This is a genomic window from Ferrovibrio sp. (assembly GCF_036381655.1).
Classification (GTDB): domain Bacteria; phylum Pseudomonadota; class Alphaproteobacteria; order Ferrovibrionales; family Ferrovibrionaceae; genus Ferrovibrio.
Window position 1 is genome coordinate 33,029 of the sequence record NZ_DASVCJ010000057.1, and the last position, 19,457, is coordinate 52,485.

General features: G+C 65.7%; 17 protein-coding genes. 4 read left to right on the forward strand and 13 right to left on the reverse strand.

Annotated features, from left to right (window positions below; all coding sequences use genetic code 11):
* Positions 1-82 precede the first annotated feature (82 nt).
* On the reverse strand, positions 83-358 hold the full coding sequence (locus VF194_RS11245; RefSeq protein ID WP_414656096.1) for a YMGG-like glycine zipper-containing protein: 276 nt from the start codon (positions 356-358) through the stop codon (positions 83-85).
* A 430-nt stretch (positions 359-788) separates the two neighbouring features.
* On the opposite strand from VF194_RS11245, the gene VF194_RS11250 reads away from it, so the two are divergent.
* Complete coding sequence (locus VF194_RS11250; protein ID WP_330891004.1) at positions 789-1,457, forward strand: OmpW/AlkL family protein; 669 nt, start codon at positions 789-791, stop codon at positions 1,455-1,457.
* Positions 1,458-1,550: 93 nt separating this feature from the next.
* Here VF194_RS11250 and VF194_RS11255 read toward each other — a convergent pair whose 3' ends face one another.
* The 4 genes from VF194_RS11255 to VF194_RS11270 form a co-directional block, all read right to left on the reverse strand.
* A complete protein-coding gene (locus tag VF194_RS11255; protein WP_330891005.1) occupies positions 1,551-1,865 on the reverse strand; it encodes a BON domain-containing protein in 315 nt (104 codons plus the stop codon).
* A 113-nt stretch (positions 1,866-1,978) separates the two neighbouring features.
* Positions 1,979-2,800 (reverse strand): NAD(P)-dependent oxidoreductase, encoded by an 822-nt coding sequence (locus VF194_RS11260; protein WP_330891006.1) that lies wholly within the window; start codon positions 2,798-2,800, stop codon positions 1,979-1,981.
* A gap of 81 nt (positions 2,801-2,881) precedes the next feature.
* Positions 2,882-4,006, reverse strand: coding sequence for an MBL fold metallo-hydrolase (locus VF194_RS11265; protein WP_330891007.1), 1,125 nt, complete (start codon positions 4,004-4,006; stop codon positions 2,882-2,884).
* 110 nt (positions 4,007-4,116) lie between these two features.
* Positions 4,117-5,910, reverse strand: a complete 1,794-nt coding sequence (locus tag VF194_RS11270) for an acyl-CoA dehydrogenase (RefSeq protein WP_330891008.1) — start codon at positions 5,908-5,910, stop codon at positions 4,117-4,119.
* A gap of 99 nt (positions 5,911-6,009) precedes the next feature.
* Here VF194_RS11270 and VF194_RS11275 point away from each other — a divergent pair, with 99 nt between their 5' ends.
* On the forward strand, positions 6,010-6,939 hold the full coding sequence (locus VF194_RS11275) for an L-threonylcarbamoyladenylate synthase (RefSeq protein ID WP_330891009.1): 930 nt from the start codon (positions 6,010-6,012) through the stop codon (positions 6,937-6,939).
* A gap of 10 nt (positions 6,940-6,949) precedes the next feature.
* A complete protein-coding gene (locus VF194_RS11280; protein WP_330891010.1) occupies positions 6,950-8,377 on the forward strand; it encodes an FAD-binding oxidoreductase in 1,428 nt (475 codons plus the stop codon).
* Positions 8,378-8,393: 16 nt separating this feature from the next.
* Here the strand turns inward: VF194_RS11280 and VF194_RS11285 are convergent, their stop codons facing one another.
* The 6 genes from VF194_RS11285 to rph all read right to left on the reverse strand — a co-directional run bounded on the left by VF194_RS11285 (position 8,394) and on the right by rph (position 14,510).
* Positions 8,394-10,247: a TRAP transporter permease gene (locus tag VF194_RS11285; protein WP_330891011.1), complete on the reverse strand. Its 1,854-nt coding sequence runs from the start codon at positions 10,245-10,247 to the stop codon at positions 8,394-8,396.
* A gap of 97 nt (positions 10,248-10,344) precedes the next feature.
* On the reverse strand, positions 10,345-11,310 hold the full coding sequence (locus VF194_RS11290) for a TAXI family TRAP transporter solute-binding subunit (protein ID WP_330891012.1): 966 nt from the start codon (positions 11,308-11,310) through the stop codon (positions 10,345-10,347).
* A 63-nt stretch (positions 11,311-11,373) separates the two neighbouring features.
* Positions 11,374-11,886 carry a DUF488 domain-containing protein gene (locus VF194_RS11295; RefSeq protein WP_330891013.1) on the reverse strand — a complete coding sequence of 171 codons (513 nt, stop codon included), beginning with the start codon at positions 11,884-11,886 and terminating at the stop codon, positions 11,374-11,376.
* A 70-nt stretch (positions 11,887-11,956) separates the two neighbouring features.
* The gene (hemW, locus tag VF194_RS11300; protein WP_330891014.1) at positions 11,957-13,165 is read right to left on the reverse strand and encodes a radical SAM family heme chaperone HemW; all 1,209 of its coding nucleotides are present in this window, start codon (positions 13,163-13,165) and stop codon (positions 11,957-11,959) included.
* Complete coding sequence (gene rdgB, locus VF194_RS11305; RefSeq protein WP_330891015.1) at positions 13,149-13,790, reverse strand: RdgB/HAM1 family non-canonical purine NTP pyrophosphatase; 642 nt, start codon at positions 13,788-13,790, stop codon at positions 13,149-13,151. The genes hemW and rdgB overlap by 17 nt, the downstream gene beginning before the upstream one ends.
* Positions 13,791-13,793: 3 nt before the next feature.
* The gene (gene rph / locus VF194_RS11310) at positions 13,794-14,510 is read right to left on the reverse strand and encodes a ribonuclease PH (RefSeq protein ID WP_330891016.1); all 717 of its coding nucleotides are present in this window, start codon (positions 14,508-14,510) and stop codon (positions 13,794-13,796) included.
* Positions 14,511-14,715: 205 nt separating this feature from the next.
* Between rph and VF194_RS11315 the strand changes: the two genes are divergently transcribed.
* A complete protein-coding gene (locus tag VF194_RS11315) occupies positions 14,716-16,185 on the forward strand; it encodes an alginate export family protein (RefSeq protein WP_330891017.1) in 1,470 nt (489 codons plus the stop codon).
* A gap of 3 nt (positions 16,186-16,188) precedes the next feature.
* On the opposite strand, the gene ybaL is transcribed toward VF194_RS11315, so the two are convergent.
* Positions 16,189-17,946, reverse strand: a complete 1,758-nt coding sequence (gene ybaL / locus VF194_RS11320) for a YbaL family putative K(+) efflux transporter (protein ID WP_330891018.1) — start codon at positions 17,944-17,946, stop codon at positions 16,189-16,191.
* An 84-nt stretch (positions 17,947-18,030) separates the two neighbouring features.
* Positions 18,031-19,335 carry a threonine--tRNA ligase gene (gene thrS / locus VF194_RS11325; protein ID WP_330891019.1) on the reverse strand — a complete coding sequence of 435 codons (1,305 nt, stop codon included), beginning with the start codon at positions 19,333-19,335 and terminating at the stop codon, positions 18,031-18,033.
* Between the last annotated feature and the right edge of the window lie 122 nt (positions 19,336-19,457).

Below are 19,457 nucleotides of genomic sequence, written 5' to 3' on the forward strand. Positions count from 1 at the left end.
GGAGTGCGGAAATGTCGAATGCCAGAACAAAGCGGCCGGCGCTTTACTGCGCCGACCGCCCTGAAATCAGCCGGGTCTGCGATCAACGCCACCATGGCTTGCCCAGATTGATCTGATTTTTATTGGTCAGCGCGCCGGTTCCGGCACCGGCGGCGCCGCCAAGGACGGCGCCTTCCACCGGATGGCCGACCAAAGCGCCGCCGACCGCACCGGCGCCGGCGCCGATGGCGCCGCCGGAAAGAGCGCGATCCGATGTCGAACTGCCGCAGGCGCCAAGCACCAGCATTGCGGCCAATCCGGCCGCGCCGGCCAGCCCTTTACCGGCAGCTCGCGTGCCGACGGCCCGTTTCTCGGTCATGTTGGGTTTCATATTCGCCTCCATGTGTTCATTTTGGCGGCCTCTGCTCTCGGCCGGTCCGCTCGCTGCCGCCGCTTGAATGGCGGAAACGGAGATATGCCCGGCCCTTTCATCGGTACCAAACACACCCGACCGGCGTGATGTTCCCCCGGCGGCCTTTTCCGCGCTGCGTGCGCAGCCGTCCTGCCGCGGAGGCGGCGACGCCGGTTCCATGCACATGAGAAGCCGTCTGCGCGACGAAAGATACGTACTATCGGGTCCGCACCATCCAAGCGTCTGGAACGAATGCGCTTTTCTCGCGCCTCGTTGATCTCGATCAAGGTTTCGTTCGTGTACCGCGGCATGATCCGCGCCGGTCGGCCTCCCCGGTTCCGACCGCGTCAGCGCCTGGAATGCGGGCGCGTCAACGGATCATGGAGCTAGAACAAGAATGTCCATCGGGAAGACACTCGCCCCCTGCGCGGCGGCCGCAGCATTGCTGCTCAATTTCACTCTAGCCGCGCCGGATGCCGCAGCGGGCGAAGGCAAAAGCGCCGGCGATATCATGGTGCGCGGCCGCGTCATCGGCGTCCTGCCGGACGAGGAGTCGAGCCTGACACTGAATGGCGCGGGCATCGGCGACAAGGCCGAGGTCGGCAATCGCTGGACGGGGGAAATCGACGGCTCGTATTTCATCACCGACAACATCGCACTCGAACTGATCGCCGCCACGACGAAGCATACCGTCAAATCCAACGGCACGACGCTGGGCAATTTCGATCTCGGCAGCGTCGGCCTGCTGCCGCCGACCCTGACGGCGCAATATCACTTCATGCCGAAATCGGCCTTCAGCCCCTATCTGGGCGCCGGCGTGACCTATGCCATATTCTACAATGAAAAGCCCGGCGCGGCCGACAGCATCCACTACGACAACGCCTGGGGCTTCGCGCTGCAGGCCGGCATCGACTACAACATCTCCGGCAACTGGTATCTCAACGCCGATGTGAAGAAGATTTTCATCAGCACCGACGTCACCGCCGGCGCCGGCGCCAACACGGCGAAAGCCGATGTCGATCTGGATCCCTGGGTGGTCGGTTTCGGCGTCGGTTACAAGTTCTGATGCTCCATTCCAGACCGTAACCCCCACCCCGCGGCCTGGAAGACCAGCGCCCCCGCCAAAATGGCGGGGGCGTTTTTTTGCTTTTTTTTCGGATTATCGCGGCTTGATCACCAGGTCGTTGCGCACGCCACGCACGCCTTCCACGCCGCGTACAACCTGCTCCGCCCGGGCTTTGTCGGCCGCCGAATCGACGAAGCCGCTGAGCTGCACGACGCCGCGGAACGTTTCCACGCTGATCTGCATGACCTTGAGCTGCTTGTCTTCCAGGATGGCCGCCTTCACCTTGGCCGTGATGGCGGCGGAATCGAGATATTCGCCGGCCGATTCCCGCGTCGAGGTCGCCGTGCAGCCGGCGACGGCGCTCCCCAGGATCAGGATGACCGCCAGGCTACGCAGAAGGATCCGCATATCGTTTCTCCATCTTTTCTTGATGCGAATGACGTCGTCCGCCCCCAGTCTAGGCCGAACCGGACGCGGAAACATCACATTTTCCGAGGCCAGGCCGCGGGCGGCACGACGGCCTAGACGAAGAAATCCGGCATCAGCTCCCGTTCGGCCACGCCTTCATGGCGGTATTTGGCAAGATCGGTGATGCCGGCGCTTTGCAGCACCTCGTCGTCGATGAAGAAGTTGCCCGTGCAGTCGCGGCTCGGCCTGGTCAGGATGATATGCGCCGCATCGGCCAGGATTTCCGGCTTGCGGCAGCGCCGGCGGATATCCGGCCCGGCGATCAGGTTGATCGCATCGGTGTCGATCGCCGTGCGCGGCCAGAGCGCATTCACCGCGACGCCTCGCGAGCGAAACTCGCCGGCCATGCCGAGCACGCACATGCTCATGCCGAATTTCGCCATCGTGTAGGCGACATGCGGCGCAAACCAGCGCTCTTCCATGTTGAGCGGCGGCGACAGGTTCAGGATATGCGGATTCTCCGCCTTCAGCAGATACGGCAGGCATTTCTGGCTGCACAGATAGGTGCCGCGCGTGTTGATCTGATGCATCAGGTCGTAGCGCTTCATCGGCGTTTCCAAGGTGCCGGTGAGGCCGATCGCGGAGGCATTGTTGACCAGGATGTCAATCCTCCCAAAGGTGTCCACCGTCTTTTGCACGGCTGCTTCCACCATCGCCTCGTCGCGTACGTCGACTACCAGCGGCAGCGCCTTGCCGCCCGCCTTCTCGATCTCGGCCGCCGCCGTATAGATGGTGCCGGCAAGCTTCGGATGCGGCTCGGTCGTTTTCGCCGCGATGGCGATATTGGCGCCGTCGGCGGCGGCGCGCCTGGCGATCGCAAGGCCGATCCCCCGGCTGCCGCCGGTGATGAACAGGGTCTTTCCCTTCAGCGTCATCCTGCATCCTCCCCTGGCAAATTCTCCCGGCAACCTTTCCGGGCAACCTTTCCGGGCATCCGCCCGGGTGCGGCCATTCTGCTACTCGGCCGCCAGCCTCGCGTCGGAGCGGCTGTATTCGTAAATGCCTGCGGCATTCAGCCGGCGTGTGATCTGGCCCCCGCGCATCAGATGGTGCAGATGGGCGACGGCCTCGCCGGCGGCGAGCGTTATGTGATCGGCGATGTCGCGCTTGAACAGAAGCGGCAGGGTCGCCGTCGCGGTATGAGGCCGGTGCAATGCGCCGAGCAGCGCATCGAGGCGGACCTGGTGATGGCGCTTGAGCATGGCGATGCGGGTATGCAGCCCGATGAAGGGATCGCCATGGGCCGGCAGCACCAGCACATCCGTCGGCAGATGCGCGAATTTTTCGAGCGACTGCAGATACAATGTCAATGGCGTCGCGTCGGGCTCGCCCGGATAGACGCCGATATGCGGCGAGATGCGCGGCAATACCTGATCGCCCGAAATCAGCAGGTTGAGGTCGGGCGAATAGAGGCAGGCATGTTCCGGCGAATGGCCGCGGCCGACGATCACCTCCCAGCCATGCGCGCCGATCAGGATCCGATCCCCATCGGCGATGCGGTGGAAGCTGCGCGGAATCGGCGTCACGGCTTTCGAGAAATTGCCGAAGCCGCGTTTGCGGATCGCCTCGAGCTGCGCATCGCTGAAGCCGAGCCGGTGATAGAAATCGATCACGTCCCTGGGCACTTCGGGAGCCGCTTCCAGCTCCAGCATACGACCGAAGCACCATTCGCCGTGGCTCATCCACAGCGGCGCCTGCCAGCGTTCCTGCAGCCAGCCGGCAAGGCCCAGATGATCCGGGTGGAAATGCGTGCAGAGGATGCGGGTGATCGGCCGGCCGTTCAGATGGCGCTCGAAAACCTGCTCCCAGATTGCCTGCAGCTTCGAGGAACGGAAGCCGGTATCGACCAGCGTCCAGCCATCGCCGTCCTCCAGCAGCCAGAGATTGATGTAATCCAGGCCGGGGATCGGCACCGGCATGCGCAGCCACAGCACGCCCGGCCGCATCTCCATCGCCTCGCCGTCGCCCGGCCGCCCGCCATTGCCGCGATCGGCGAAGGGATACTGCAGGCTGCCGTTGTCGGCGGTCGGCGTACCGTCGATGCCGGGCTCGGTCATATCGTTTTCAGACGCTTCGGACACGATCTTCTCTTGCTTCCGATTGGCTGGGGAGACGGCAAATGTAATTTGACGCTTACGTAAGCGTCAAACAGGCGAAGTCCAGTCCTGACGTAGCGTCAAGAGGCCTGTGGTCAGGCGCGCAGCAAATCCGGCGTCACCTCGGCCAAGGCGGCGGTGCCTTCGGTTGCCGCGCGGCACAGGCCGTCGACCCCGGTCAGCACCTGCTCGGCGAAGATGCGCGCCGAGAGAATCTTGGCCTTGTAATATGGGTCGCTTGAGCCTTTGGCGATCTCCGCCTTCGCCGCCAGTGCCTGGCGCGCCAGCAGCCAGCCGCCGACGACCGAGGCGAAAGCGCGCAAATACGGCGTCGCGCCGGCCAGGGCGGCCGAGGCATCGCCCGACAGCATCCTGCCCATGTCCATCGACGCCTTGGCGAGCGATTTCAGGCCGGCATCCAGATTGGCATGGATGCTGCCGAAGCCCGCGCCGGCCTTGGCCAGGTCCGCCACCGTGCCGGCGATCTGACCGAACAAGGCCTTCACCGTCTCGCCGCCGTTCAATGGCAGTTTGCGCGTCACCAGATCGATCGCCTGGATGCCGTTGGTGCCTTCGTAGATCGGCAGAATGCGGGCATCGCGATAATGCTGGGCGGCACCGGTTTCCTCGATGAAGCCCATGCCGCCATGGATCTGCACGCCCATGGAGGCGACTTCGCAGCCGATATCGGTCGACCAGGCTTTCGACAGCGGCGTCAGCAGTTCGACCAGCGCCTTGGCTTCCTTGCGCCTGGCCTCGTCGGCTTCGCGATGCGCGCGGTCGATCATGGCGGCATTCAGATAGGTCAGGCCGCGCGCTGCTTCGGTCAGGCTGCGCATCAGCATCAGCGTGCGGCGCACATCCGGATGCTCGACGATCGAGACATGCTGCTCGGCGTTCATGCCGGGATGGCGGCCCTGCTTGCGCTGCTCGGCATAGGCCAGCGCCTGCTGATAGGCGCGTTCGGCGATTGCCAGGCCCTGGCAGCCGACCGAGAGCCTGGCGTTGTTCATCATGGTGAACATGCAGCGCATGCCCTGGTTTTCGGCTCCCAGCAGCCAGCCGATGCATTCGCCATTGTCGCCGTAGGACATGACCGCCGTCGGGCTGGCATGGATGCCGAGCTTGTGCTCCAGCGAAACGCAGCGCAGATCGTTGCGCTTGCCCGGCTTGCCATTCGCATCGGGGATGAATTTCGGCACGATGAACAGGGAAATGCCCTTGGTGCCGGCCGGCGCCCCGGGCAGGCGGGCCAGCACGAGATGGACGATATTCTCCGTCATGTCGTGCTCGCCGTAAGTGATGAAGATCTTGCTGCCGGTGATCTTGTAGGTGCCGTCGCCGACCGGCACGGCTTTCGACTTCAGCGCCCCGACATCCGAGCCCGCCTGCGGCTCGGTCAGGTTCATCGTGCCGGTCCATTCGCCGGAGACCATCTTGGGCAGATAAAGCTGCTTCTGCTCCTCCGTGCCATGCGCCTCGATGGCGTCGATGGCGCCCTGCGTCAGCAGCGGGCAGAGCGAGAAGGCGAGATTGGCCGATTGCACCATCTCCTGCGCCGCCATGGTGACCGCCCAGGGCAGATTGCCGCCTCCATATGCTTCCGCGAACGGCATGCCGTTCCAGCCCGCATCGCAGAATTGCTTATAGGCATCCTTGAAGCCGGGCGCGGTCCGCACTACGCCATTGTCCAGCTTGGCGCCCTGCTGATCACCGCCGCGATTGAGCGGCGCCAGCACACCGCCGGCGAATTTTGACGCCTCTTCCATGACGGCCGCCACGGTTTCCGCATCGGCATGTTCCAGGCCCGGCAACTGGCCAAGCTCGGCCAGCCCGGCAACCTGCTCGAGCGTGAAACGCATATCCTTGACGGGGGCGGTGTAATCCATCTCGATCTCCCTGGACGCGGTACTGCGCGATACTGGCGCTGGAATAATATGACCCGGCATGCCTAGCAAGGCCAAGCCGCGCGGGGTATGACTTTCGCCATGGTTGACGTAACGATTTCAGAGGCTGCCGAGCGGTTGCGCGCTGGCGATATCGTCGCCTTCCCGACCGAAACGGTCTACGGGCTGGGCGCCGATGCGACCAATGCGGCAGCCGTGGCGAAGATCTTCGCCGCCAAGGGCCGGCCGAGCTTCAATCCGCTGATCAGCCACATCGCCGAATTGCGCCAATTGGACGCGCTGGTCGATATGAATGCGCGCGCCGAAAAGCTGGCGGCGGCCTTCTGGCCCGGCGCGCTGACCCTGGTGCTGCCGCGCAGGCCCGGCTGTCCGATCGCCGAGGCGGTTTCCGCCGGCCTGCCCTCGCTGGCCATCCGCATGCCGGCGCATCCGCTGGCGCATGACCTGCTGCGGCGGGTCGACCGGCCGGTGGCGGCGCCTTCGGCCAACACTTCGGGCCAGGTCTCGCCCACCACGGCGCAGCATGTGCGCGACAGCCTGGGCCCGGAGATCGCGATCCTCGATGGCGGCCCCTGTCCGGTCGGTCTGGAATCCACCGTGGTCGGCCTGACCGGCGAGCGGCCATTGCTGCTGCGGCCCGGCGGGCTTGCCGCCGAGGACATCGAGCAGGTGCTAGGCGAACGCCTCGAACGGCCGACGGATGCCAGGATTCAATCGCCCGGCATGCTGCTGAAGCATTATGCGCCGCGCCGCCCGGTGCGGCTCAATGCGACGGCCCCCCATGGCAAGGAGGGGCTGCTCAGCTTCGGCGCGGCGCCGGACGGCTTTGCCGTAATTTATCCCTTGAGCGAAGGCGGCGATCTGGCCGAAGCCGCAGCCAAGCTCTATGCCGGGCTGCATCGCCTCGATCACGTCGACGGCATCGACGGCATCGCCGTTATGCCGATCCCGTCCCATGGTCTGGGCGCCGCAATCAACGACCGGCTGACACGGGCCGCCAGAGGACGTTAGACTGAACACCATGAACGCGCTTGCTCCCGATCTGCTCGATCGCTTCCGCTCCATCGTCGGCCCCAAGGGCTGGAGTTCCGAACCGGAGGTGCTGGCCCTGCATAGCCGCGAAATGCGCGACCTTTATGCCGGCACGTCCCCGCTGCTGCTCAAGCCGGCGAGCACCGAAGAGGTCGCCGCCATCGTCAAGCTGGCGCGGGAGACCAGGACCAAGCTGGTGCCGCAAGGCGGCAATACCGGGCTGGTCGGCGGCGGCATCCCATTCGATGCAGGCGACGAGATCATCGTCTCGCTGCAACGCATGAACCGCATCCGCGCCGTCGATGCCCTGAACGACACCATCACGGTGGAAGCCGGCTGCATCCTGCAGCAGGTGCAGGAGGCGGCCCGCGAGGCCGGGCGGCTGTTTCCCCTATCGATCGGCTCGGAAGGCAGTTGCACCATCGGCGGCAATCTCTCCACCAATGCCGGCGGCAATGCCGTGCTGCGGTACGGCAACACCCGCGAACTGACGCTGGGCCTGGAGGTGGTGCTGGCCGACGGTCAGATCTGGAACGGCCTGCGCGGCCTGCGCAAGGACAATACCGGCTATGACCTGAAGCATCTTTTCATCGGCGGCGAAGGCACGCTGGGCATCATCACCGCTGCCGTGCTGAAGCTTTATCCGCTGCCGGCGGCGATGGCGACGGCGTTCACCGCCGTGCCCTGCCCACGCGCCGCCATCGCCCTGCTGGAGAAATCGAAAAAGGCCACCGGCGGCCAGGTCACCGGCTTCGAGCTGCTGCCCCGCATCGGGCTCGATTACGTGCTGCGCCATACGCCGGCCACGTCCGATCCGCTTGCCGAACGCCATCCCTGGTATGTGCTGATGGAATTCTCGTCCGGCCGCGACGACGGCAGCATCGGCGCCACCATGGAAGCCGTGCTGGCCGAAGGCCTCGAAGAGGGCCTGGTGCTCGATGCCGCGATCGCGCAGTCGGATGCGCAGCGTACCGCCTTCTGGAAGATCCGCGAGGCGATGTCGGGGGCGCAGAAGCCCGAAGGGGGCTCGATCAAGAGCGACATTTCCGTGCCGGTCTCGCGCATGGCGGATTTCATCGAGCAGGCCAGCGCCGAGATCGAAGCCTTGATCCCCGGCGTGCGCATCGTTGCCTTCGGCCATATCGGCGACGGCAACGTGCATTTCAACCCGTCCCAGCCCGTCGGCTGGGAGCCGGCGCGCTTCCTCGCCATGTGGGACGAGGTCACCGGGATCATCAACCGCATCGCAACCGAAATGAACGGCTCGATCTCGGCCGAGCATGGCATCGGCCGCATGAAGATCGATTCACTGCCGCATTACAAGCCGGCGGTGGAGATCGAGCTGATGCGCAAGATCAAACAGGCGCTCGACCCGGACAACATCCTCAATCCCGGGAAGGTCGTCCGGGTCGGCTGAAACGGCCCCGCCGTTATTACGACGTGGTTTCCGCGACCGCGCGCGGCGATACCTTTTGGGCGATCCCGACGATGACGATCAGGGCCAGACCGCCCAGATCGGTCGTCCAGCCCGGGAAGATCAGCAGCAGGGCGCCGAGGACGAGGGCCGCCCGCTCCCACCACACCGCGCGGCGCAGAAAATAGCCATGCAGGCCGGCGGCAAGGGCGAGGCAGCCGATCGTGGCGGTGGCCGCCGATTGCAGGATCGTCTGCCAATCGCCGATCGCCAGCAGCGCCGGCTCGTAGACGAACATGAAGGGGACCACGAAGCCGGCGGCGCCGATCCGCACCGAGGCCCAGCCCGCCTTCCAGATATCCGCTTTCGCCAGGCTGGCTGCCGCATAGACGGCCAAGGCAACCGGCGGAGTGATCGCCGACAGAATGGCGAAGTAGAAGGCGAACATATGCGCCGCCGGCTCGATGACGCCGAGCTTCATGATGGCCGGCACCATCAGCGACACCATGACGATATAGGCCGGCGTGGTCGGCATGCCCATGCCGAGGATGATGCCGGCGACGGCGGTCAGCGCCAGGGCGAGCAGCAGGCTGCTCTGCGCCAAGGTGATGACCACGTTGGTGAAGGTGATGCCGAGACCGGTGAGCGTGATCGAGCCGATCACCAGGCCGGCACAGGCGCAGGCCATCGCCACCGCCAGGGCATTCTTGGCGCCATCTTCCATGGCCTCCCAGATCAGATGCCAGCGCAGCCCTTCCCGCGTATTGGCGCGCAGAAACGCAACGGGGAAGCAGGCCAGCGTGCCTGCCAGCGCGCAGTAGGGCGCCGAATAGCCGAGCAGCATGCCGCCGAGAATGACCGCGACCGGGATGAAGAGATGGCCGCGTTCGCCCAGCACCCGCCATAGACGCGGCACCTCCTCGCGCGGCAGGCCGACCAGGCCGTGGCGCTTGGCCTCGAAATGCACCGCGCCGAAGCAGGCGGCGTAGTAGAGCAGCGACGGGATCAGCGCCCAAAGCGCGACTTTCGCATAAGGCACGCCGAGGAACTCCGCCATCACGAAGGCGGCGGCGCCCATGATCGGCGGCATCATCTGCCCGCCGGTCGAGGCCACCGCCTCGACGCCGGCGGCGAAATGCTTGGGGAAGCCGGTGCGGCGCATCAGCGGAATGGTGATCGGCCCGTCGACCATCACATTGGCGACCGCGCTGCCGGAGATGGTGCCGAACAGCGAGGACGAGATCACCGAGACCTTGCCCGGACCACCGGCCTGCCGTCCGGTCAGCGACAGTGCGAAATCCATGAACAGCTGCCCGGTGCCGGTACGCTCCATGAAACTGCCGAAGACGACGAAGATCGTCACGTAAGACGCCGAGACGCCGAGCGTGGAGCCGAAAATGCCTTCGGTGGTCATGTAGAGCTGATCGAGCAGCGTCATCGGGTTCATCTTGTCGATGAACAGCGCATAGCCCATGAAGGCGAGCGCGGTCAGCGGCAGGGCCCAGCCGATCACGCGCCGCGTCGCATCCAGCACCACGACGACCATGGCGATGCCGGCGACGATGTCGAGCGGCGTCATGTCGTCGATGTAAATGATGCGGTCGATGAAGTAGTTGTAGTTCAGGAACAGATGCCCGAGGCCGAGCACCGCGCCCGCGGAGAGCAGAATATCGATCCAGACGAAGCGGCGCTTACCGTCCGCTTTGGTGGAGATCGGATAGAGCAGGAAAATCAGCGCCAGCGCGAAGGCCAGGTGGGTCCCGCGAAAGATATAGGCCTGCGGCGGACCGAAGGCGATGACCCACATATGATACAGTGCCATCGCGACCGCGACGACCGACGCTATGCGCGCGATGAGCTTTCCGCCGTTCATCGTCCGCCCTTTCCGAATTCACTTATGGAGAAGCCGCAAAAGAAAAAAAGGACCGACGCCGCCCGTCCTTAGCGGCGTCGGCCGAGGCGCCTCAAAATCAGAGAGCACCGACTTCCTTGTAATACTTCGCGGCACCCGGATGCAGCGGCACGCCGATATCCTCAGCCATTTCCTTCGGCGTCAGCTTGGCCATCGCCTTGTTGACCGCCGCCATCTCGGCGATATGCGTCGCCATCGCCTTGGTGATGGCATAGACCTGATCTTCCGGCAGCTTGCACGAGGCGATGAAGTGCGTCGAATAGCCGATCACAGGCACGTCCTTGTCCTGCTTCGGATAGGTACCGGCCGGCACGATCACCTTGTTGTAGCCGGCATTGATCTTCTTCATGGCCGCGAGTTCGGCATCGCTGACCGGCAGCAGCTTGATGTCGTGCTGGCTGGCCAGATCCATCACCGAGGAGGCCGGAATGGTGGTGCCGAGCGTGAAGACCTGCGCATGGCCGTCCTGCAGCAGCGCGGCGGCGTCGTTATAGGAGGCCATGTAGTTGACCTTGCCTATGTCGCTGTAGGACATGCCGTTCGCCTGCAGGATGTGGGCCGAGATCGCCTCGGCGGTATTGCCGCGGGTCTGCACGGCGATCGCCTTGCCCTTCATGTCCTTGACGGAATTGATGCCGGCATCGGCCAGCACCACCACCTGGAAATACTGCGGATACAGGTTGGCGATCTGGCAGACGTTGTTGGCCTTCTCGGTGAACGGCGCACGGCCGTTGACGGCATCCACCGTCGAAATCGAGTTGCCCAGGCCGAAATCCGCCTTGCCCGCCTGCACGCCCTTGACGTTGGCAATGCCCGCGCCGGGCAGCGTCTGCACGGTGGAACCGGGGATCGCCTTCTCGAACATCACCTTCAAGGTGCCGCCGAGCGGGACCCAGACGCCGCCCTGCGGCCCGGTCATCATGCGGAAATTTTGCGCCGCGGCATCGCTGCCGTAGCTGATTGCGAGCAGGCCGGCGGCCACCGCCGCAATCATACCGGCGCGACGTGTTGTGCGCTGAATCATCGTTCCCTCCCAATGTATACTTTCAGGCCGCAGAGTGTGCAAAGGCCGCTGCGCCGCGTCAAGTCAGAATGCGGCGCCGAATAAATCGAGTTGCGGCATGGCGTTACGCTGCAGTGCGGCATGCGGCAGCAGCGTCCCATCGGCCAGGATATGCCGCACCTCGACGCCACGCGAGATGAGTGCCGGCGTTACCAGATGCGTGCGGTGGCAGCGTTGCGGATCGCGTTCGGCGCACATGATCGCCGTCGGCGCGGCCATGGCATGATCGATCAATTCGTTTATGCCGTGGCGGAATTCCGGGCTTGTCGCCAGCTTCGTGTGATCGACCTGCCGCTGTGCATCATGGACTGCAGCATCGCGCGACCTGCCGCCAAGGCGCTCGCCGAACCAGCGGTAGGCGATCTGCCGCTGCCCCAGGGCCGCCGCCAGCGCGGACCGGTTGAATTGCGGTGCAAAGCGGGATGCAGGCGTCGAGCGGACATCGGCAAGCTGCGCGATCCCGTGCCGCTGCAACAAAGCGATGAAGGCGGCGATCGCGTGATTGGAATGGCCGATCGTGAACAGGGTCAGCGCCATGCCGCGATCCTAAACCATGCCGCCACCCTCAACCATACCCGGCCGCCGCGCATCCACGCGGCTTTCCATGCTATGCCAGCAATCGCGCCAGCAGCCCATCCAGCACGGCGCGGCCGGCGCGGGTGGCGGCCAGCGTCTCCGGTGTACGCATCAACAGCCCGGCGGCTTCGAGCGGCGCCGTGCGTTCGCGCGGCACGACGTCATCCAAAGCCAGGCCGCAGGCCGCCTGGAAATTCCCCGCATGAATGCCTTCGCTCAGCCGCAGGCCCATCATCAGCGCCTCTTCGGCGCGCTCGCGCGGACTGATCGCGGTTTCGCTTTCGCGGCCCTCGCCGCGCTGCTCGACCTGCTCCAGCCAGGCTTCCGGCTTCTTGCGGTTCTGCGTCGCCGCCCACTGGCCGGCCCGCCTGATCCGGCCATGCGCGCCCGGTCCGAGGCCGAGATATTCGCCCGAACGCCAATAAACCAGGTTATGCCGGCTCTCGCCGCCTGCTTTCGCGTGATTGCTGATCTCGTAGGCCGGCAGGCCGGCATCCTGCATGATCTCCTGCGTCAGATCGTAGAGCGCCGCCTGCTCGTCATCCGGCATCAGCTTCAGGGCGCCGCGCGCGAGCGCGCCGGCAAAGCCGGTATTCGGCTCGATGGTGAGCGTATAGAGCGACAGATGATCGCCGGCGAGGCGCAATGCGTCGCGCAGCTCGCTGCGCCAGCTTTCCGTCGTCTGGCCCGGGCGCGCGTAGATCAGATCGAAGCTGTAGCGCGGCACCGCCTTCGCGGCGGCGGCGATGGCGCGGCGCGCCTCGCCGGCATCATGCGCGCGGCCAAGGAAGCGCAGCGCATCCTCGTCGAAGCTTTGCACGCCGATGGAAAGGCGGTTCACGCCGGCCTGGGCGAAAGCGGCGAATTTCGCGGCTTCCGCCGAATTGGGATTGGCCTCCAGCGTGATCTCGGTGTCGGCGGCAAGGCGCCAGTGCCGCCGCGCCGCGTCGAGGATCGCCGCCGCCGTTTCCGGCGGCATCAGCGAGGGCGTGCCGCCGCCGAAAAAGACCGAGGTGATCTCCTCGCCCCGTTGCGCGTCCGGCCCCAGCCCGGCCTCGGCATAATGGGACAACTCGGCCAGATAGGCGCTCTGCCAGCGCGCGGCATCGATGCGTTCGCGCACATGCGAATTGAAATCGCAATAGGGACATTTGGAGACGCAGAAGGGCCAATGCACGTAAAGCCCGAAACCGCGCCGCGGGATGCCTTGCGTGACCGTGCCCTCAGCCGAAACAGGCATTGATCAATTGCCGAAAGGCGCGGGCGCGATGGCTGATCGCGTGCTTCTCCTCGGGCGGCATCTCGCCGAAGGTGCGCAGCTGGCCGTTTTCCACCTCGCTCTCGGGCAGGAACATCGGGTCGTAGCCGAAGCCGTAGACGCCGCGCGGCCGCCAGACCAGGCGGCCCGGCACGATACCCTCGAAACTTTCGACATGGCCATCGGGCCAGGCGAGGCTGAGGGCGCAGACGAACTGCGCCGTGATCGGCGGCTCGACGCTGCCATCCTTGCTCATGGCGTCTTCCACCGCGCGCCAGACCTTCTCCATCGCCCGGTTGAAATCCTTCTGCGGCCCGGCCCAGCGCGCCGAATAGATGCCCGGCGCGCCGCCCAGGGCATCGACGCTCATTCCCGAATCGTCGGCCAGGGCCGGCAGATTGGCGCCGCGCGCCGCCGCCAGGGCCTTCAGCTCGGCATTGGCCACGAACGTTTCGCCGGTCTCTTCCGGTTCGGGCAGGCCGAGCGCCGCTGCCGAGATCGCCTCGACATTGAACGGCGCCAGCAGATCGGCGATCTCGCGCAGCTTGCCGGGATTATGGCTGGCGATGACCAGCTTTTCGTTCTCGAAGCGACGCCGCTCCGCCATCGGCTATTTCCCCACTGCCTGACGCTGCAAAGCCATGAGCTGGCCGATGCCGCTCTTGGCCAGATTCAGCATGGCGGTGAATTCCGCCTCGGTGAAGGGATGCTTCTCGGCCGTGCCCTGCACCTCGACGATGGCGCCGGCATCGGTCAGCACGAAATTGGCATCGGCCTGCGCGGTCGAATCCTCCGCATAATCGAGATCGAGCACCGGCTGGCCGTCGCACAGGCCGCAGCTTACCGCTGCGACCTGGCCGATCAGCGGGATCTGCGCGATCGCACCCTGCTTCACCAGGCCGGCGAAAGCGAGATACAGCGCCACCCAGCTTCCGGTGATCGCCGCCGTGCGGGTGCCGCCATCGGCCTGCAGCACGTCGCAGTCGAGGCGGATCTGCCGCTCGCCGAAGCCTTCGAGATTGGTCACCGCGCGCAGGGAGCGACCGACCAGACGCTGGATTTCCTGCGTGCGGCCCGATTGTTTGCCGCGCGAGGCTTCGCGCTCGGTGCGGCTGTGGGTCGAACGCGGCAGCATACCGTATTCCGCCGTCACCCAGCCGCGGCCGGTATTGCGCAGGAACGGCGGCACCTTGTCTTCCACCGTGGCGGCGCAGAGCACATGCGTCTCGCCGCATTTCACCAGGCAGGAGCCTTCGGCGTATTTGGCGAAGCCCGGTTCCAACCGGACGGGGCGCAATTGATCTGCGGAGCGGCCGCTCGGACGCATGGTGTTCTCCTCGCTACGTGTCTGTGTGAAAGCCGCGTTCTAGTCGATCGCCCGGTTGGGAACAAGTTGCTGTATTTTTTCATGTTATATTATAACATATGCCAATCGCCGGCGCGCGAATTATTGCAATTCGTTCGCATTCTCCATAGAAGCGGATGCTAATAATTCGCATAGTCAACCCGTCATCCGACCAAGGGGGATTGCCGTGATCCTACGCCCTTCGCGACCGCTCGCCATCCTGATGACCACCGCCGCGCTGGTCGCGGTCGGCGCCCCGGCCCTGGCCGACGAAGAAGAGACCGGCCTGACCTACACGGTCGGCGATCTCCGGATCGGCCTCAGCTTTGAAGCCGGTCTCGGCTTCTTCACCGTGCCGAACGCGCAGAACGGCGCCGGCAGCTTTTCCGCCAATGGCACCCGCGCCGGCGGGCGCAGCTGGTCGGAAGGCTTCGTCATGCCGGGCGCGGACCTTTCCTACGGTCTTGGCGCCGGCAACGTGTACGGCGGATTGAAGGTGATCGGCATGGCCACCCGCGGCGCCGGCGACGCGGCGCTTGAATCGGCCACCAGCGACCGGCCTGAATCGCTCGGGATAGAGGAACTGAAGCTGGGCTGGAAATCCGGCAGCAGCTTCAGTTCGCTGGGCGAAGATGCCATCGACCTCTCCGTCGGCCGGCAGGCATTCACCGTCGGCGACGGCTTCCTGATCCTGGAAGGCACCGCCAATGGCGGCCGCCGCGGCGCGCAGGTGATCGGCCCGCGCGGCGCCTTCGACCGCACCGCGATCCTGCGCCTCAATACCGAGCCGGTGCGCGCCGATATCTTCCATCTGGAAAGCGTCACCGACCAGAACTTCATGCATGGCGACGATGCGCCGAAGACCCAGCTCTACGGCGGCAATATCGAATGGTTCGGCTCGAGCGAAAAGGACGCAGGCCGCTTCGAATATGAAAAGCGCGCCTGGTATGTCGGCGCCACCGTCCTGCATCTTTACGATGCCGACCGCAATCTGGCGCCCGAGCGCGACGGCATGAACGTCTATGCCATCCGCACCGGCGGCGCGATCTTCAGCCAGTTCAGCGAGGCGCTGAAGGATTTCGCGCTGTTCTCCGAATACGCCATCGAGCGCAACGACGATTCGGGCAGCAGGCTGCGCGCCAATGCCTGGTATATCGAGCCGCAATACACCTTCTCGACTTTGCCGTGGCAACCCAGCATCGCCTACCGCTATGCGCATTTCAGCGGCGACAGCAATACCGGCGACGACACCAGCAAGAGCTGGGATCCGCTGTTCACCGGCGGCGGCCCGCGCGGCTTTGCGACCTGGGATCAGGGCGAAATCTTCGCCCAGTATGTCGGCGAGAACAGCAACCTCAACACCCACATGGTGCATCTGCGGGTGCGGCCGACGGACGATCTGGCCATCGGCGCCGTCTATTACCGGCACCGCTACGACGAGCCGGCCCAGGCCGGCGTCAGCTCCAGCAAGCTGATGAACGAGCTGGATCTCTACACCGAATGGGAAACGCCGGTGCCCGGCCTCGGCGTCGCCGTGGTGCTCGGTGCGGCCAGGGCCGGCAGCGGCCGCGAAGAGGAACTGGCGGCGACCGCCGGCACCTCCCCCGCCGACCGCACGACCTATCTCGGCGCCCTGATGCTGAGCTATTCGTTCTGAGCGTCAGCCGGCAGCTGACGGGCTGGTCCCGGACATCGCCGCCGGCAGCTTCTCGATCATGGCGCGGGCGATCTCGCGCTCGCCCATGATCACCGTATCCGCGCCATGCTTGAGCAGGTGATCGACCTCGGCATCGGCATGGGCGCGGGCGATGATCTCGATCGCCGGATTGATCCCGCGCGCCATGTCGATGATGCCGCCGGCCTCGAAGACGTTCGGGATCGCCACGATGAGCTGGCGCGCCCGGTCGAGCCGCGCCGCCTGCAGGATATCGTTGCGCGTCGCATTGCCGGCCAGAACCTCGATTTCCTGCTGGCGCAGCTCGGCCGCGCGCTTGTCGGCATCCTCGATGACCAGGAAGGGCATTCCCCGTTCCGACAGGGCGGCGCCGACCAGGCTGCCGACCCGGCCATAGCCGACCAGCACCACATGATCGCTCAGCGCCGTCGGCTGCGGCGCGTCGGCATCGGGCGCGGCCGCTTCGGCGACCGGGGTGCCGGGATCGGCCGCGACGGCCAGGTCGCCCGCGGCGGCGGCCGCCTGCGGCGGCGGGAAATGCTTCTCGAACCACGGCTTGAGATGGCCGACCGCCGCAAAGGACAGCGGATTGAGCATGATCGAGAGGATCGCACCGGCCAGGATCAGGTCGCGGCCCTCCTCCGGCAGCAAATTCAGCTCGACGCCGAGCGCCGCCAGAATGAAGGAGAATTCGCCGATCTGCGCCAGACTGGCGGAAATCAGCAGCGCCGTGCCGACCGGATGGCGAAAGACCAGCACGATCAGGAAGGCCGCCAGCGATTTGCCGAACACGATGATGAACAGCGTCGCCAGCACCGGCAGCGGATGCTCGACGACGATCATCGGATCGACCAGCATGCCGACGGCGACGAAAAACAGCACCGCGAAGGCGTCGCGCAGCGGCAGCGTCTCGTTCGCCGCCTCGTGGCTGAGCGGCGATTCGCTCATGATCATGCCGGCGAAGAAGGCCCCCAGCGCGAAAGAGACGTCGAACAGCTTGGCGGCGCCGAAGGCAACGCCCAGCGCGATCGCCAGCACGGCCAGCCGGAACAACTCTCGCGATCCGGTATGCACCACGTAATGCAGGATCCAGGGGACCAGCCGCCGGCCGACCACCACCATCAGGATCATGAAGGCGGCCACCTTGCCGAAGGTAAGCGCAAGCGCCTTGGCGATATCGCCGGCCGGCATCGCGGCAACGCCATTCTCCCCGGGCGAAAGGATGCCGCCAAGCGCCGGCAGCAGCACCAGCGCCGCCACCATGGCGATATCCTCGACAATCAGCCAGCCGATGGCGATGCGGCCGCGTTCGGTTTCCACCAGGCGCCGCTCCTGCATGGCGCGCAGCAGCACCACGGTCGATGCGGTCGATAGCGCCAGGCCGAACACGAAGCCGGTCGCAACCGGCCAGCCGAGCGCCCAGGACAGGCCCATGCCGAGAATGGTGGCCAGCGCGATCTGCGCCACCGCGCCGGGGATCGCGATGGCTTTGACCGACAGCAGGTCTTTCAGCGAGAAATGCAGGCCGACGCCGAACATCAGCAGGATGACGCCGATTTCGGCCAGTTCGTTGGCCAGGTTCTGGTCGCCGACGAAGCCCGGGGTGAACGGCCCGACCAGCACGCCGGCCAGCAGGTAGCCGACCAGGGGGGAGATCCTGAGCCGGTTGGCGATGGCGCCGAACGCAAAGGCCAGCACCAGCCCCATGACGATCATCGCGATCAGGGGCGTGTGATGCGGCATGCGGGCGGGCCTTATCCGTTGGATTTCTGCGTTATCCAGTAAATAAGCTGTCGCCGCCCCAACATCAACCTCGCGCCGTCGGTCTCATTTGAACGCCTCCGCCCGAAAGCGGCGCGCCATTGCATCCAGCGCCATTTCCTCCTGCCGGCCGTTGCGCCAGCGCAGGCTGACGCTGCCGCGCTCGGCCTCGCGCTCGCCGACCACGGCGACCAGCGGCACGCCCTGATCATGCGCCTCGGCGATCTTGCGCGCCAGCCGCTCGGCCCGGGCATCGACAGCGACCCGATATCCTTCGCGGCCCAGCGCCGCCGCGGCCTTGCGCGCATAGGCCTCCTGCGCCGCCGCGACATTGGCGATCGTGACCTGCTCGGGCGCCAGCCATAAAGGCAGCGCGCCGCGGTAATGCTCCAGCAGCATGCCGATGAAGCGCTCCAGGCTGCCGAGGACGGCGTGGTGGATCATCACCGGGTGCCGGCGGCGGTTGTCGCTGTCGACATACTCCGCGCCCAGCCGTTCCGGCAGCACGAAATCGAGCTGCACGGTGCCGCATTGCCAGGACCGGCCGTGGCTGTCGCGCAAATGGAATTCCAGCTTCGGCCCGTAGAAGGCGCCTTCGCCCTGACGGATGGCGAAGTCGAGGCCCGCCCGGCGCGCCGCCATGACGAGCGCCGCCTCGGCGCGGTCCCAGACGGCGTCGCTGCCGGCGCGCTTTGCCGGCCGGGTGGAGAAGAAGACCAGCAGCGAGCCGAAGCCGAAATCGGCATAGATGCCGCGCAGCAGCTCGCAGAAACGCTGCACCTCGCCTTCGACCTGCGCCTCGGTGCAGAAGATATGCGCATCGTCCTGGGTGAAGGCGCGGGTGCGCATCAGCCCCTGCAGGGCGCCGCTCGGCTCGTCGCGGTGGCAGGCGCCGAATTCGCAATAGCGCAAAGGCAGGTCATGCACCGAGCGGATGCGTCTGTTGAAGATCTGGACATGGCCGGGGCAGCTCATCGGCTTGAGTGCGAAGGCGCGGTTGGCGCCGCCCATATGGCCGCCGCGGATCGGCACCGCCGAACCGTCGCCGCCCAGGCGGAACATCGCATTGCCGAACTTCTCGGCATGGCCGCTCTGCTCCCACAGCGACATCGACAGAAGCTGCGGGGTGCGGATTTCGGCGAAACCCGCCTCGCGCATGCGGCGGCGGATGTAATCCTCGATCACGCGGTACAGGGCGGTGCCGCGCGGATGCCAGAACACCATGCCCGGCCCTTCCTCCTGCTGGTGGAAGAGGTCGAGCTTGGTGCCCAGCACGCGATGATCGTAGGCATCCGGCTCCTGCGGCCGCAAGCCGAGGGCCGCCGCGGAGCTTGGGCGGCTAGGGCTTTCCAGACTGACGATGTTATTCATGGCGGGTCTCCGGTTCTGCGAAGCCGGCCCTGCCGATCTGCAGGTGAGACGAGACCCTCAAAACACCGAGGCCCCGTCCGTCGCCGGCGGGGCCTCTGGTCTTTGCTATGCTGTGTTTCTCA